This window comes from Bacillus sp. (in: firmicutes), from assembly GCA_017656295.1.
Taxonomy (GTDB): domain Bacteria; phylum Bacillota; class Bacilli; order Bacillales; family JACDOC01; genus JACDOC01.
Window position 1 is genome coordinate 48,137 of sequence record JACDOC010000005.1, and the last position, 16,243, is coordinate 64,379.

Annotated in this window: 10 protein-coding genes and 1 pseudogene; all 11 read right to left on the reverse strand. The window is 37.7% G+C overall.

Annotated features, from left to right (window positions below; genetic code table 11):
* Nucleotides 1-56 precede the first annotated feature (56 nt).
* Nucleotides 57-4,208, reverse strand: coding sequence for a TIGR02680 family protein (locus tag H0Z31_06675; GenBank protein MBO8177123.1), 4,152 nt, complete (start codon nucleotides 4,206-4,208; stop codon nucleotides 57-59).
* Nucleotides 4,198-5,328 (reverse strand): TIGR02678 family protein, encoded by a 1,131-nt coding sequence (locus tag H0Z31_06680; protein ID MBO8177124.1) that lies wholly within the window; start codon nucleotides 5,326-5,328, stop codon nucleotides 4,198-4,200. The genes H0Z31_06675 and H0Z31_06680 overlap by 11 nt, the downstream gene beginning before the upstream one ends.
* A 47-nt stretch (nucleotides 5,329-5,375) precedes the next feature.
* Nucleotides 5,376-6,872: a TIGR02677 family protein gene (locus H0Z31_06685; protein ID MBO8177125.1), complete on the reverse strand. Its 1,497-nt coding sequence runs from the start codon at nucleotides 6,870-6,872 to the stop codon at nucleotides 5,376-5,378.
* A 567-nt stretch (nucleotides 6,873-7,439) separates the two neighbouring features.
* A pseudogene (locus tag H0Z31_06690) lies at nucleotides 7,440-8,338 on the reverse strand (Rpn family recombination-promoting nuclease/putative transposase).
* A gap of 463 nt (nucleotides 8,339-8,801) precedes the next feature.
* Entirely contained in the window at nucleotides 8,802-9,143 is a 342-nt protein-coding gene (locus H0Z31_06695; protein ID MBO8177126.1) for a hypothetical protein, read from the reverse strand.
* 28 nt (nucleotides 9,144-9,171) lie between these two features.
* Nucleotides 9,172-10,656, reverse strand: coding sequence for a hypothetical protein (locus H0Z31_06700; protein ID MBO8177127.1), 1,485 nt, complete (start codon nucleotides 10,654-10,656; stop codon nucleotides 9,172-9,174).
* A gap of 2 nt (nucleotides 10,657-10,658) precedes the next feature.
* Nucleotides 10,659-11,495 carry a hypothetical protein gene (locus tag H0Z31_06705; protein MBO8177128.1) on the reverse strand — a complete coding sequence of 279 codons (837 nt, stop codon included), beginning with the start codon at nucleotides 11,493-11,495 and terminating at the stop codon, nucleotides 10,659-10,661.
* 229 nt (nucleotides 11,496-11,724) lie between these two features.
* Nucleotides 11,725-11,868 carry a hypothetical protein gene (locus tag H0Z31_06710; protein ID MBO8177129.1) on the reverse strand — a complete coding sequence of 48 codons (144 nt, stop codon included), beginning with the start codon at nucleotides 11,866-11,868 and terminating at the stop codon, nucleotides 11,725-11,727.
* A 569-nt stretch (nucleotides 11,869-12,437) separates the two neighbouring features.
* Nucleotides 12,438-13,595: a mannitol-1-phosphate 5-dehydrogenase gene (locus tag H0Z31_06715; protein MBO8177130.1), complete on the reverse strand. Its 1,158-nt coding sequence runs from the start codon at nucleotides 13,593-13,595 to the stop codon at nucleotides 12,438-12,440.
* A gap of 1 nt (nucleotide 13,596) precedes the next feature.
* Nucleotides 13,597-14,034, reverse strand: a complete 438-nt coding sequence (locus H0Z31_06720; GenBank protein ID MBO8177131.1) for a PTS sugar transporter subunit IIA — start codon at nucleotides 14,032-14,034, stop codon at nucleotides 13,597-13,599.
* Between the two features lie 6 nt (nucleotides 14,035-14,040).
* The gene (locus H0Z31_06725) at nucleotides 14,041-16,131 is read right to left on the reverse strand and encodes a BglG family transcription antiterminator (protein MBO8177132.1); all 2,091 of its coding nucleotides are present in this window, start codon (nucleotides 16,129-16,131) and stop codon (nucleotides 14,041-14,043) included.
* Nucleotides 16,132-16,243: the final 112 nt, after the last annotated feature.

Below are 16,243 nucleotides of genomic sequence, written 5' to 3' on the forward strand. Positions count from 1 at the left end.
CCGCGAAAAAACGCAACAGCTTCCGCTATTTTTTGTTCCAACAAAAACCATCCTCTCTATATGGATGATGCTAAAGTAAATTCTTCATCCGGATTTGTCGCAAGTCGTTTCACCTTTCCGTCCCAATGATAACGTATAACCGTTACGAACGGAGCATTTTTCGGGCGGACTAATTCACATATAGAAAGCGCTGGTACCGTATCATAGTCTCCCCAAAGTGCTTGTGAGTTCATGATATAGTTGAAACCAAGCTCTTCGACTAACGCGAACATATCACGTATGTTGTTTTCATCCACGCCGGCAAACGCTTCATCTAACGAAATAATATATGGAGCATCCTCTGCCGCCTCTTGATAACGTGAATATGCCGCAGCAAAAAGTGGAATATACATCGCCATAGCCTTTTCTCCGCCGCTAAATTTATAAAACTTTTGGTTTGTTAATTCCCGCTTCGGTTCATTTGTTTTTTGGTAATAAAGGGTAAACGAGAACCACTTTCGGTAATCGAGCACTTCTTTAATGACTTGGTGCAGCGTATTGCCTTGCCCACGTTCTTCAAGCATTTCTCTCGCCCGATTTATTTTTGAGCGGAAATGAAGCGTAACCCGCTGTAAGTCTTCTTCCTTCAAAAGCCGCGAATTCATTCGCAACAATTCGACTAAATCTTTCGTGTCCATTTCTTCTTCGGTTTCCGCTGTTTTCGGCTTCCATTGAATTGAAAATGTCAGACCGGAAGAAGTATCACGTTTTTCCATTAAAGCGTTCATATCTTTTACCCAGCGTTCAGCACGCTGTATGCGGCTTCGCAATATTCGTCCGATCGTTTTCAAAATAATGTCTTCGTACAATTCGCGATCCTGTTCGTTAATATATTCTTTTTGCAGCAAAATATCTTTTTCAATCTCTTCTAACACATAATATGGTGTGACGCGTTGACCTTTATAATCAAGCAAAATGATGATACGTCCTGCTTTTTCCTTCCAATCGTTCGCTTTCAGCTCCGCTTCTTCATCTAACGAAAACTGGATAAAAGGATCTTGTTTGCTCCATTTCGCAGGTTCCTGTGTCGGCCGATATTCGATTAAATTTGGTAGTTCTTTGAAAAATATTCGGTTTAATTGGTCGTTGACAAAAGATCGTGTATTCTCTTTTAATACAGAATCAAATTTCTTGGTAATAGCCATTGCTTTGTGCAAAAGCGAACCTGTTTTATTCTCGTCAATAAACACTAGTCCTCGTTCCAATTCTTGTGAAAACAGCTCTTCCCATGCTTGGGCAAGAACCTTTGCAAATTCCAGTTTTCTCTCTAAACTACTTAACTTGCTTTCCATGTTTGAAAGCTGATTCCTTATACCTTCTTGCTTCTTAATTTTCTCAGGAATTTCCGTTGTTAAAAACGTTAATCGTTCTCGAATCCGTTGAATCTCTTGACGAATATGTTCCGCTCCCATTTTCGTTAACATCGATTCGATATGCTCAAGTTCAAGTGATACCCGCTGTTGTTGATCAAGAAGAACGTTGAATTCACCTTTCGCATCGTCCATTTCGCTTTGTACCGTTTCAAGCTGATCTATTAAATTTTTGATCATTTCACTGGTGTTGACGATGTTTCCATGCGTAATTTGTATCTCATTTAACTCTTTCAAATATGTTCCCATAAAAGACAAAGCATCTTCGTACCCTTTTTTTGAATATTCCAGGTCAAGTCCTTCTGTCTTACTGCGTAAAGTATGTTTGATTTGTTGCCACTTTCGAGCAATTTGCCCTAATTTTTCATTTTTCTTTTCTGTTTCTTTTTCTTTGCTCTCTGCCTTAAGTTTCGTTTTCTTCCACTGGTCATAGGCATATTTGACATTTTGGTCAGATGGAAACGATTGAAACCCTTCCGTAATGTGGCGGATTCGTTGTTCCACTGCCGCGAGCTGCTCTCGTTTTTCTTTAAGTTGAGTGTTTAAATGCCATAATTCTTCCTCAAATTGCTGAATTTTTTCAAGACGCAGCCGCTTCCGTGCAGCTCGTCCAATATATTTCGCCTTTTCCCTTTCGGGGGCATGTCCTTTTAATAGTCCAAGGGAATATTGTCCGGCTTCGTTAATGACAAAATATTCGTTTCCTTGCTGTTCGTCCGATACGATTATACTTCGTAATACCGCTTCAATTTTTTCTTTAGAAACACCACTGTCATTCTCTAAATCAGGTTTTAAATAATCCGCCAGCGTATGTGCCATCATTGCTGGGTTTGGCGTAATCACTCGATCATATTGGATATCTAATTCCGCTTCCACAATTAAAGCGTCGAGCAATCCAGCATGATTTAATGTAGATTCGATCCGTTCCCGTAACTCTTCGGACACTTGCTCTTGAAACTCCACCGCCGCATAAAACGGAACAAAAGGTATTCCTTTTTCTTTTAGCGACGCCCTTGTTTGCACCGTTTGCATGTCTCGTTCTGGTTCTGGATCTTTTTGTTCCTTCCAATAGCGCAATTTTTCTTCCGTTTCACGGATTTCATTTTCTAGCAATTTCATTTCATGTTGTTGTTTAATTTTTTCTGCTTTCCACTTTTCGATTGATTGATAATATTGATCTGTAAACGGTTGTTTCACTTCTTCAAAATGATAGCGCTCATAAAGCTCATTCAACCGCTGCAAAAATACTTGAAACGTTTCGTCATCCGCCTTTATATCTGGAAACATTTTGCTCCATTCAAACACATTTTCCTGCAAACGTGATTTTTCATCTTCAAACAGCTCGTGCCATTTTTTCTCTTCATTCTTTAGTTGATCTAATTCACGGTTTAATTCGCCGAGCTCTTTATACGTTTCTTCATAACGGATTTGAATGTCATCATGTTCCTTCCATAGACTGTTAATTTGCTCCAACCTTTCAAAATGCGCACTAGCTTCCCGTTTCCATACGGTAAAATCAAATTCATGTTCTCGATTCCGCTGAAAATCCTCTTCGTTGATTGTATGCTCTGAAAAAGAGCTTTCTAACGCATCGCTCCGCATCATATCTAACTGTTCTACTAGCTTTTTCGATAACTGATGGAAACGTTCTTCATACGTGTTTAAGTTTTGTTCGATTTTCCGTTCTTGCTCCCGTTTTTCCTCTACAAACCTTTCTTTCTTTTTGATCTGATCATTTATATTTTTCAGATGTTTCTCTGTTTCATTCCGCTTTTCTTCCGTCTGAAACACTTCATGATTTGATAAATCAAGTTCCATTTTACGCAGTACTTCTTGTTCATTCGTTAATTGTTGGATCTCTGCTTTCAATGTTGTTTGCATGTCCTCATATTCTCGCTGCTGCTTTTCTAACTGCTCTTTTTCTTCCTTCAACTTTTTAAAGCTTTTTTCCGATTTTAAATATTCATTCGCTTTTTCAGCCAACATATATTCATTATAAGTCGAATAGTGCTGGCAAAGTTTCTTGAGAGCTCGCTCGTCTTTTTCAAGTTGTTCTAACTGTTGTTTTGCCTGATCCATGTTTTCTATCGTTTCTGACAAGTGGCGCAGCTCTTCATCGGTAAGCGCCGGCAGCGAGCTTTCTAATATTTCGTAGATCACGGTTGGTTTAAAATCTTTTGAAAGCTTCGGACTGCGTAATTGAATGAGTAATTCAATCAGTTCGTGGAACGCATCCAAGGACTCGAATCGGAAAATATGTTTATTCACTAACTCCATATATTCACTTTGCGAATCAACAACCGTTCCACCCTCACTAATAACATTGATTAACTCCCGTTTGGTTAAAGGGATTTTTTGCGTTTCTCCACCTGTCTTTTCTATTTTATATAAACGCAAGTCTTTTCCGATGCGTCGATTGTCAAAAATGACAAATCCCCAAAAATCCATTTTTTTCTGCCTTTTAGCCCGTAAACCGATGCCTGTAGTGATAAATTGGTCAGAGTTTTTCCTCTTATACTCTAAAAATAAATAACCTGTTCGTTCGTCCCTGTCGACGACTTCTTTTTCCCCTAGCAAATAATCTTCCATCCTTCTGGCACGAGAACCGAACGGATCGAGTCGGTCAGGACTCTTTTTTCCATCAAGTAGAACAGGGAGAAAACTTTGCATCGTCACTGATTTGCCGGATCCATTGCTACCGCGCAATAAAAGCTTTCCGTCTGCAAAATGAAAATATTCTTCATCATAATACCAAAAATTTAACAGTCCCGCGCGATGTAACTCCCATTTATTCGTCATTTTCATTCGTTCCTTTCGTTAGAAAATCATCAGGATATGTTCCGATTAATCTTCCTAAAAGCGGGTATAAAATAATCATCCCGGTCTCCTTTTCTTGTTCGGCCATTTTCCAATCCTTTAAAGCATTCATTACCTCATTAGAAAGTTGAGTAATTGTCATGTCGCGGTATGTTTTGCTCCAACCTTCAGAAAATTCGTCACGACATTTTTTTAATAACCCTAAAAAATCATTTGGTGTTAAGTGGATTTTTCCGTACTCATCAGGCATGTATACTTCAAGATGCTGGCGAACAATGTTAGAAAAATGAAGAATAATCTCTGAAGTACCTTTTTGATCTGGAAACAGCGTATATCGGCTTTGCCGTTCTGGTAAAGTTAAAAGTGCCGCATTTTTATAAAGTTCATAGCGAAAATCAGTGTGTTTTTCAAAATCTTCACGCAAGCGATGACGAAAGTTTCTTAAGTAATAAAAGTCTGGGTCGTCTTTTTGCATGCGATAAATGACCGGCGATAGAAAAAGTTGACGATAAATGCGATGTCGGCGATAATCTTGCGGAGATGCTTTCCATTCTTCTTCTAAAATTTCCTCTATTGTTTCATATTGAAAAAGATCTTTTGGATACGATCTCATAAAATAGCGGGATACAACGGGGACTTCATAGAGCGCTTCATGATCTTCTTTACTTGCAAACCCTTCAAGATCCCCGTCGACACGTTTTACGATACCGATTTGTTCAGACGTCTTGAGCACGCGAATGAGCGATTTCCGATGCTGATAACTCGTCCAATCGATTGGCAGTTCCCCTGGATACAGCGCTTGAATCTCTTCGCATAAATCGGACAGAAGAAATTTCTCATCTACGGCTTTGCTTTCTAAATATGCTAGCAAGCAGCAAAACAAGGCATAATCTAACATATCTTGAAATTCTTGAATACCCATCCAAGATTCAGGCTCAGCAGGGATTTTCTCGAGCTTAGCAAAATAGCGGTGAACGATCAGTCTGTATCCAAACTTTTCTTGCAAGTAACGTTTCAACACTTTTTCCCGCTCTCTAATCTTTTGATAAAGCTCCGGTTGGTCTTCCCGCACAATCCAGAAGTTTTCAAACAGGGCAGTCATAGCTTCTTTCGCTTTTTCATCAAACCCTTGCTCTGTCTTTTCCAACGTTACATCTCTCCCTTTTCGAGGACATAAAGTTCATAATTCGGCATCGTAAGTATTCCGTCAGCAGCTTTCAATTGAATCGAGGATGAATCTTTTTGCATGACCTTCACCTTCCAACCGTTTTCCGTTTTTACGACACCGTCTTGTTTTGTCATCGATTTTGCTATCCAGCTTAACAATGTTTTTCGAATGTGCGGTTCGATCACCGGCAGTTCACGCAAAATAATTTTGTTGTCTTGAATGAGACTCTCTAACTCTTCTTTCTCACGTTTTTTCTCCAGCAAAAATTTCTCCATCATCTCCTGTTTTTCTCTTTCACGGGTTTCGATTGCTTCAGGTTTTGTCTTTTCACGGTAATGGCGAACGCGAGGCTTTACCGTCCATTCTGTCGGCTCTTCTTCCCAAATATCGCGATAAAAGTTTTCTGTTGCATCGTTTTCTGTTATGAGATGCTTCGTATGAAAACATCCGAAAACAACAGAGGATAGCCGGTGGGCATCTTCTAAACTCGGAAGCTCGGAAAACCACTTTGCTAAATGGAGAAAATCTTTCTTGCGGCTGCGGAAATTGTGATGACGTTCCCCCAGCCTTTGCACAACCCGGGTCATGCGGCGTATTGCTTCATTCGTTTGATGCTGAAGAAAATACAATTCACTCTCCCGACCGTCTCTGCCTAAAAACCATTCTTTTAAACCTTTCCATTTTTCGAACAAATCTTCCTCGAGTTGTTCTTTCGAAACTTTCATTTCTTCTAATCTCGGAATCGTCATTTGATAATCAGCAACAGTCGCAGCAAGTTTGCGAACATCATCTTCTGCGATATCTTCCAGCAACTTTTCAATTTTTAATGATGTTTTCTGTAAGGCGACGATGAAATCCCGTAAATATGTCGTAAATTTTTCTTTATATACAAGAAACGCTTCCGACATCATTCGTTCTTCCGTGTTCTCACTGTTGAGGTAAGCGATGTAATCCGCAGAATTTTGAATGATTTTTTTGAAATAATCGAACGTTTCTTCCCAAATTTGATTAATCTCTTCACGTTTTTCTTTAAAATCATTTTGTATAATATTTTCTATTCGAACGAGTGAAGAATATAAGCGGTCAAACCGCGTTTTTTCCAAAGACCCTCCGAATGAATCCCCCAGCTTTTCTAACGTGCGGATCATCCGCTCAATTTCGACCGTGTAAGGACTGCATTGATAACGAAACCGTTTCTTTTTAAATTCTTCGATTGTGCGGATATTCACCGTCTCTTGCCTGGCAATTAAGTTTTTCCATTTGACAAGCTGATCTAAATCCTGCTGCAGATCGTCTTCTGTATATTTCCGAAACTCCTCATGCTTTTTTAAAAACTCAAATACTTCTTCAGGAAACAAATATTGCCGCATTCGTTCATGCTGCATATAAAAATATCTTAAAATCGCCCGATAGCGATATGCATTATCCGTTGCCAAATACTTTGCTTCTGTAATTGGCTTCAGCCATGAAGAATCCATTACGCATCACCTTATGAATTATGTTTCATCCCTATTGTAATAGATTTAAAGAGAAGATTGGGTGAAAATTCCCGAAAATTTGTAAAACCAAGGGGGTATAACCAACCAAAATAAATCCCCTTATTGAAGACAGAAAAAAGAAAGCACATCTGTCAATTATAAGGGTATCATATCAAATCGAGAGGCTTTATGTTTCTTAAATTCTACCAAACTCGACAATCTCCTGGATTTTTCTAAGCACAACTTATAAATCATGTACTCACCATTATTCGTCGATACCTTATATCATTGGTGGTTGTAATTATTAAGTTCGATCACTTCTGAAGAGGAATGTTTTCAGAGAATCCTTTGATGGCACAGTTGTGTGCCTATAGTCAAAAATTTACTTCGGGGCGTGCCAGGCACGCAAACAAGCCAAAGTACAAAAGGACGGGTCATTTATTTCACCTTGGTATGCTAATTTACTAATTACTCTTCACGATTATTTTAGAGCCTTTACATTGTTAGACGTGCTGATTAAGACAGATTTCTAAATATTTGTTTTTCAAGGTTCCCAAGCACGCCCCCTTAGTCTTCCAATATGTTACGAACTTCCTCTTCTTCTACTTCCAGCAACTCTACAATTTGTACGATGCCCATTCCTTTTGCTTTCATTTTGCTAATTAAATCACGCTCTTTTTTCTTCATTCCTTCCTCAAATCCCGCCTACCGTTCGCCGCGGATGTTGGAAAGCTGGTCGCGCAGCCATTTCAGCCGCATTTCATAGGCATAGCGATTTTCCGGGTTAACGCTTAGTTTTTCCCACTCTTCCAGCGCTTCGCGGATTTCCTCCTCATTCATCGCCAACACCTCCAATTCGTTTATAATCTGTTCATCTACGTCTCGTTTCCGGGAATCGACTGCCGATAACATCATTAGCTATGGCCATTCGGCGGATTTTTTCATCTCACGTCTATATTTCTTCCATTTTACCATAAACTGTGACAATTCAATCGCATTGAATTCAAGGTGAGGGCTCCAAAGGAAATGTTCTTCATCTTCCCGGATGTGAAACACGGTGTGGAAGCGGTCCGTTTGTGAGGGAATAGCGGGTAGTTGAAGATCGTGATCATAATCGTTAGCGGAAGTTCGCTATATTCCTGTCCTTTTGAAAGAGAAAACGAAAACAACCGCGCCCAATAATACAGCACCCTTTCTGGCATATCGTACTGATAGACGACTTGGATTTCAACGTTGATTCGTTCGCCAAGGTTAGTGATCACGAGCAGATCCAATCGGCTCATCTTGACATCTTCCGTCTCTTTCGGAAGTTCGGTATTTTCATATTCCACATCAACAAACCGATCGCGGCCGATTCGGTCCAAAAGCCCGTTCAAAAAAGCAATTGTGATACGCTTTCGACTCGGGTGGCCGAACAGCTGCTTAAACATAAAATCCATTTTCAAGTAGAGGTATTCTTTTGGCATGGAGAACCATCCTTTCGGGGAAATTTTGAGAGGAGATAGGTGGATACGATTTTATTAAAGCGGAATGAAGAGGGAAAAATCAAGATTCTAAACTGAATTTCCTGGATAAAAATAGTAAGAGAGCCGAGTGATTTTTTGGAATTACGGACTCTCTTTTTCTGATAATCTAATCATCTTCGACATACTTCGGGGCGTGCCAGGCACCGATCCCTTATTACGACTTAGCTCGAAACAGCGACCTCTACCCTGTCAAAACCAATTATGGAATTTCTGATAATTTCTCGAAATGTCCGCAACCCTACTCGTATCAAGGGTTGTGGTCGCTTTTATGATTAATTAATATCCTGGTGTAATCGTCAATTATTTAAAGTATGTGACCAGTTTGGTGACCAAGATACCTTATTGACTCGCTAAACGTATAGGGAAAAAGAAATAAAATAGACCCTTTATTATTTAATATCCATTACATTCTTACTGCATCTTTTTGATGCAAATCTGTAGTAAAATAATATCCCTCTTTAAAGTTAGAGTTTTGACAAATAGTACAAGCCTCAATACTTTTCTTTAATTTATATATTCTACCACAATTAGAACATTTTTTTACAAAAATAGTATCAACTACACCCAAATCTCTAGCACGTAACAATAATTGATAAGACAAATCTATTGATATATTTAGATTTTTACCCACCCTTTTTGGAGTAAAAAGTTCCGAAGAAGAATGAAAGCTTACTAACAAAGTATCTAAGGCTTTTACCAATTCTCTATCGTAGTTTTTTAAATATCTCAGATTAACAAAATACATTTTTTATCACCTCACACTGTAAAACAGCTTAGAAACGTGAAGTTGTTAATCCGTATTCCTTGATTATTTCATTTGCTTCCGGGGTATTCATTTTACTTAATTCAGCCACAATGCCTTTAATCTTATTTACATCTCCTTCGTCAATTGCTTTCTCTAACATTTGCTTTTTTATTTTCAGAAGAACTCTTTCTTGATGAAATAGTTCCATTGGATCTATTGGATCATCATTAAATTGTGGATCATTCATTCCTCGATTAGTATCAGCATCATTTCCTTCTGTAATATCAATATTGGAATTTTGAAGACAGGTAAGACCAGCATCAGTAATACAATATATCTTTTTTATTCCTTTATAATCATACGTATAATTAATCCCAAGTGTTTCACATGATTCGCATATTAATTCTTTTTCTTGCTCTTTTAAATCATTTAAAGTTGTTACAAAATGTCCATTCTCACAATATAATTCGTAATTCAAGGATAAAAATCCTTGTTCACAAAGATAATTTAATACAATTTCAGTATCCTCAGCTGACAACGAAGTTCTAAAGCCAAAATATCTTTTAGAAAATCTTTTTAAAACATTTTTTTTGGTACCATCACAAAATTCTTTGAATAGTTCTATAAAGGACTGAGGATTTTCGATATTAAGTTTTGAATTTTGAGATAATGGTAGTCCCTTAACTGCAGAAATGATTTTAAGTATTATCTTATTAATTTCTTTTTCTGTTATTAATTTTGATAAACGTAAATTCCCTTTTGAAGATAATAAAATTTTTGCATCATAATCAGAAAGTGTTGACCAAACTGTTTCAGGACTTCCTTCAGTGCCAAGGTCAATAGTCACAATTTCCCCTTGTTCATCCTTAATATGAATGATTGCTCCATTTCTTACACTAATATTTTCTCCTTCTAATTGAGCTCTTTTTACATCAGCACCATCAGTTTCCCACATTATCGAAAACTCTTTAGCATTTAGTTCTTCAAGGATCGCTGTATAATATGAACGGTCAATACTAAGTGATGACAAGTTCTCAAAGGATCTAGAAAGCTGTCTTTCAAGCTGATTTTTAACCATAATATTTGAACGGACTTCTAATACGTTAATATCTTTATGTATTACAATGATCCCGACTTGTTTTACCTGTACATTAATGTAATCCCAGCCGGCATTTATTCTTTTGGTTGTATAATCTTTCTCAACAAAGAAGTAATGTTTATCTCCTCTATCGTCTCTATTCGTAATAATCCAATCCCCGAATTCAATATTGTCAATCGATTCAATATTCAAGTTATTATAAGTATATATATGTGAACTAAAAGGCTTAAATACGTATTTATATTTTTCAAGTAATGTGGTTTCGTATTCTGTATTTCTTTTAATATTCTCAATTACATTAGTCATATCTAAAGTTACATCATCAAAATCATTTAAATCTAAATCACTTTTTATACTTTCTATTTCCCTCTTTGAAAACATATTTACTATTCTTGTTATATGATCTATAGTCATGACTACCTCCTACTAACTTTCCTTAATACAATCGCAATAAACAGTGCCAACATTAGATTCCCAAGTAAAACTTCAATAGAAGTAAGAAAATTATATTTATTTAAAAGATAAGGTGTAGTACTATACCCAGAAAACAAAGATAAACTGAATTTTAGACACAAAATAAAGTATTCTAATGAATAACTTGGTGTCTCATAAAAATTATTTTCGCTGTTATTATCAGGTATTTTAACATCTTGGAGTAAAAAATATATCAAACTAAAAAATAGTATAATGAACGTACTATTAACTATTAATCTAAAAATGCTTTCTCCGTAATTTGTTGTTACCTTGAAGATTTCATATTTAAGGTATTTAACTAATGACGGAAACCAATTTTTCTTTGAACTCCTCAGCAAATTCAAATAATATATTCTTTTATAATCCATTTCATTAAAATATGCTCTACCGCAATTGTCGTAATCTCCTGAGTCGCCATAGTAATTTTTTGCTAATCCATAGCATTTATATGCTTGTTTATAGTCTTTAATTTCTAGGTATATAGTAGCTGCTTCTTGTACGCATTTTGCTGCATCACCATAATAGTTAATTGAGTAATATTTCATTGAGGCTTCTTCAAAATATACAGCTGCAGTCCTTATTTCTACCTCATCGACTGCTCTTAATTCTTTTTGCATCAAAGCTGCTCTTTTCAAAGATTCAGCAGATAAGTATAGATTTCCTGCTTCTTCAAATGAAGAGGATAGATTATAAAATTCACTAATTAAAGATATTGATGCTTGTTTTAAGTTATCACTTTTTTGATTCAATTCTTTATACCTACTTTTTAATTCTTCCATACAAATCTCCCCGAGTTAAAATAAGTAATAAATGGTTATACCCTTTAAGTATTGTCTATCTACTAGTAGTTAAAAAATACAACACAGCAATTAAATATTAACAAATTATAGTAATAAAAGGTATATTTCTCAAAAATACCACTTACTACAATTATAAATCCATATCCAACTAATACAACAAAAAACTTAGTTCTAAAAGACTTCCTTTGTTAATAATATGATAATTAGATTAACTTTTTATCATTTTCGTATTAGGAATAATCCTCTTACTTAATTCGTTACTAATCTTCTCCGCTCGCATATCAAAGAACTTATCGTAATCATCGTCCCAAATTCCAAATGCATCTAAATCGTCTATAAGGTGCGTATTCATTGTTTCCTCAAGAGATTCATTATGCTCCATAAACGCTTTCATATATTTGGACGGTGATTTTGCTTTTATCTTAATTTTATTTAAGAAAGCGTCGACAATGGTGATATTGACAACATGATTAATATAAAAAGAATCCTCACCTTTCTTCTCTAAGTAGGCTTTTGGGAAGAAATGATGGTAATTGCGGCTGTTCGCTTGTTTAAGCCAGTCATTACTGATCCTTGACAGGTTCTACCTATAAATCGAATGGCATCATTTTGGCACCAATCTCGGCACCACTCATGGCACCAATAAAAAGTCCTCTAAAGGTTGATGTGACAAGCTTTTTAACACCATTAACAATCATAAATGGATATCTCCTTTTAAAATTGCTTCTACTTTAGGATCATCAAAATTATGAAATTCGTGATGAAAATAAATTCTCCTTCACATAAACAACTGCTGTCTCCCCACAACATAAGGAAATGATATTTCGGCGTTTCTAAGACAATATGAAAATATGAGAAACGAAAAAGGAACCAGAGTGTTTTGCCTCTGATTCCTTCTTACTAAACACAAACTGATCCCATTTACTTTGTTTCTCTTAACCCTTCAACATATTTAATAATCGCATCGGCAAGAGGATGGTCTTTTTCTAATTGCGCATATTGAGATAGGGCTCCCTCGATGCCAGCTTTCATTATTGTTTCTTGCAGTTCGATTGCTTCAGGATCCTCTTGATAATCAAACAATAAGAGTGCAGCAATTCCTTTTGTCAAACCGGCCGGAACCTCATTGAATAATTCGTAATATTGCTTGGCCGGTTTCATTAAGCGGTCATTCGCTCCTACTTTGCGAATCGGTGAACGGGCGACTCTGACGATTTCATCTGAAATAGATGGATTTGTAAATCTATGAATAATTTTTTCTATATATTTCTTATGTTCATTTTCATTAAAGCCGTACCTTTTCACGAGTACAGCACCTGATTCGTTTAATGCCTGTTGTACATCAAAGTAAATTTCCTTATCATCCATCGCTTCTTTAATCGTTTGAAGCTTTTTGTTATATCCTAAGTAAGCAGCCATCGCATGCCCGGTATTGACGGTAAAAAGCTTTCTTTCAATATAAGGCAATAAATCATCCACAAGCTGCATGCCTCTCACGTTTGGCATGTCCCCAACAACATCCTTTTGTTCGACCACCCATTCAAAAAACGGCTCAACGGTGACAGCCAGCGGATCGCTGTTTTTTTGGTTCGGAACGATGCGGTCGACGGCGCAATCCAGAAAACCATAGTTTCTTTCGAATAAACTTTTTTCTTCATCTGAAATTTTTTCAAACACTTTTTCCTTCAGGAAGGTCGTTCCGCCGATCATATTTTCACAAGCAATAATATTTAACGGTTTTTGATTGACGGATAGTCTTTTGCGAAGTCCTTCCGCTAAGGTAGATGAGATGATCGGCAAAATATTCGGTCCAACCGCTGTTGTTACTAAATCTGCTTCTGTTAAATAATGAATGACTTTGTCATTTTCTGTTTGGCTATTCACAGCGGATACGTTTCGAATGATTTCCTCTTTGCCGGATTCATCCGCGATGAGAACCCGGTATTCTTTTCTCTCATTTAACAGGTGGACAACTTCCTCATTGACATCGACAAAAACGACCTCATAACTTGATTGGGAAAGCAAGCTGCCAATAAATCCTCTCCCAATATTTCCTGCACCAAAATGGACAGCCAACATGTTAGTTCACCTCGCTTAAAAGGCGGATGATATCCTCTTCGCTTGCTGCTTCGATGAGTTTTTGAATATTTTCTTCCTCTGAACAAACAATCGCAATCTTCGAAAGAATTTCTAAGTGTTCATTGTCTTTTCCGGCAATTCCAATTAAAATTTTTGCGATATTTCCGTCGCCGAAATCTACCCCGTCCGGTACTTGGACGACAGAAATGCCCGCATGCTTGACGAGGCTTCTCGCATCCTCCGTACCATGAGGAATCGCAACAAAGTTCCCCATATACGTGGATGTCAGTTCTTCCCGTTCGAACATTTTATCAACATAAGAAGGTTCCACATACCCTTGTTCGACTAAAATGTTTCCCGTTAAACGGATCGCTTCTGTTTTATCTGCAGCGTTTGCACGCAATACAATATTTTCTTTTTTCAATACTGCCATTGACATGCTGATTCACTCCTTATGATGTTGAATTTGTTCGTAAAAATATTTCTCCAGCTGGTAGCTTAAAAATGAATAAATCTTTTCATAACTTCCTGATGAAAATACAGCGATGCTCTCCTCATCTTTAATAATTAATGAACTTATGTGGCTTAACACCGACAGCATCTCTTGAGGCGCAGATTCCGGTGCTAAGAGAAGCAAGATCGTGTTCATCTTCATCTCCTCTTGATGCATGCCGGTTACCGTTTGCCATTTCGCTAACGTATAGATGGTAAAGGAAGGAACCGTAATCGCCGGACTCCTTGTATGGTACAAAGCAAAGGGAGTATCCGGTATGCCTAATCCCCCTATTTTTTCCCTGTTAATCAAATACGTCAGAACCTGTTCCTGATCGCTGATAACCTCTTTTTGATACAGCTGTCGGCACGCTTCAGCCAGGGCATCCTGGACAGATTCAGCCTCTAATTTTTGTAAAGTAAACCCTTTCAAGATATGGACGATGGTTTCGCTCATTTTTTGAACGGAGCTGAGCTTTTCAACAACTCTCTCAGCACCTTCCGTCCGTTGTTGGTCTTGTTCCTTTGGAGCTTTCACTCGTCGATTTTCAAGGAACTTTTTAATCGTTGAAATTTCCGTATCTTGAAGGATCGGGCTCACGACAAAATAATGACCCGTAAACTTGTTAAGCGGCACAGTCGAGACAATGAGATCAAATTGATCCGCATCCACATCTTTTAATTCCAGGACAGATGTATGCTGAATGCGTACAATATCCGGAATTTCTTTTTTTAATCTCGTTGCTAAGATTTTGGCCGTGCCTAACCCGCTTGAACAGATGACTAAGGCGTGGATCCCTTTCCTTTCTCGTAAAAGAGCGGAGGCAAAGTGCAAAACTAAATAACCGATTTCTTCCTTTGGGACCGTCAGATCAGGGAATACTTTTTTGACGCCTTTTTCTAACATTGAAAAAAGCTCAGGATAGTCTTGAACGATTTTTGATAAAAGCGGATTGGCAATCCCCATGTTATGTTCAATGCGGTAAATCGCCGGTTTTAAATGAACGACTAAATCCTGAAATAAAGGATCGTTGTTCGTTAAATCTACGTTCAGTTCATCGCTGACAAAGCGAATCAATTCTTGGGCTTTGATTCCCACTTCAAAGCTTGCTTCCTCTAACATGTAGCCTTGACGGTCCCGAAGTTTCGCCCCCATTAAATGCATCGTAATATAACCAATTTCTTCATCCGGTATCGTGATTCGGAAGGCATGTTCCAGCGATCGGGCAATTTTTTCGGCCATTTCGAATTCCTTCGTTCCGCGGATCGTTTGTAAGTATTGCGGATCAAAATTGATCGATTCCCCTTGAATAATCCGCTCCACCGCCAAGGCAAGGTGGACAACTAAGGCTACATACGAGCTGTCCGCAATCGTAAAAGGAAGCTCGTCTTGGATTTCTTCAATTTGCTTTTCAATCGTTACTAACGTTTTCTGATCAACGAGTCCGAGGAGTTTCTCCGTCACGGTATTGAGCGTTTCCGCTGATCTTTTTTGAATCGATTCTTTCATGAATGAAAGAAATTCATATTCGCCGAAATGATGGAATAATAACTCGCTCATCATCCTGCGTTTCGCCGATTCAGAACCCTCAATTTCGACCCCGTATCCTCTTTTTCGAATAAGAGAAAGCCCGTATTTTTCAAGGGTTTCGCTGATTTTATCTAAATCATGGCTAATGGTTGCGACGGTGACGTTTAAATCATTGGCAAGAGCTAAAAGCTTAACAGGCTCGGTCGCCTCCAATAAAGTGATCAGGACAATGGTTTGGCGCTCTTCCGGCGTGTATTCAGTATGGGACAAGTGGAAAAGATGCATTTGCAGCTCTTTTTTGTTGTGATCATCTCCAGCTATTTGGATGCCAAAGCCTGATTTTTTGATAAGCTGCAAATGAAATTCTTCTAAAATGCGCTCTACCCCTTTTAAATCCCGGTGAACCGTGCGGTTACTTACATTCAGCTGCTCCGCAAGCTCCCTTACCGGAATTCCCTGATCATGAACCAACAACATATCGAGGATTTTTCTTTCTCTTGCAGATATATACATCGCTTCTTCACCCGTCCCATTCGAGCAACCATTTTGCCCTTTCAATGGAAATTTTAGATTGATCATTGGTTTATGACAACAAATAGAAAATTCATTTTCATCCATTTATATG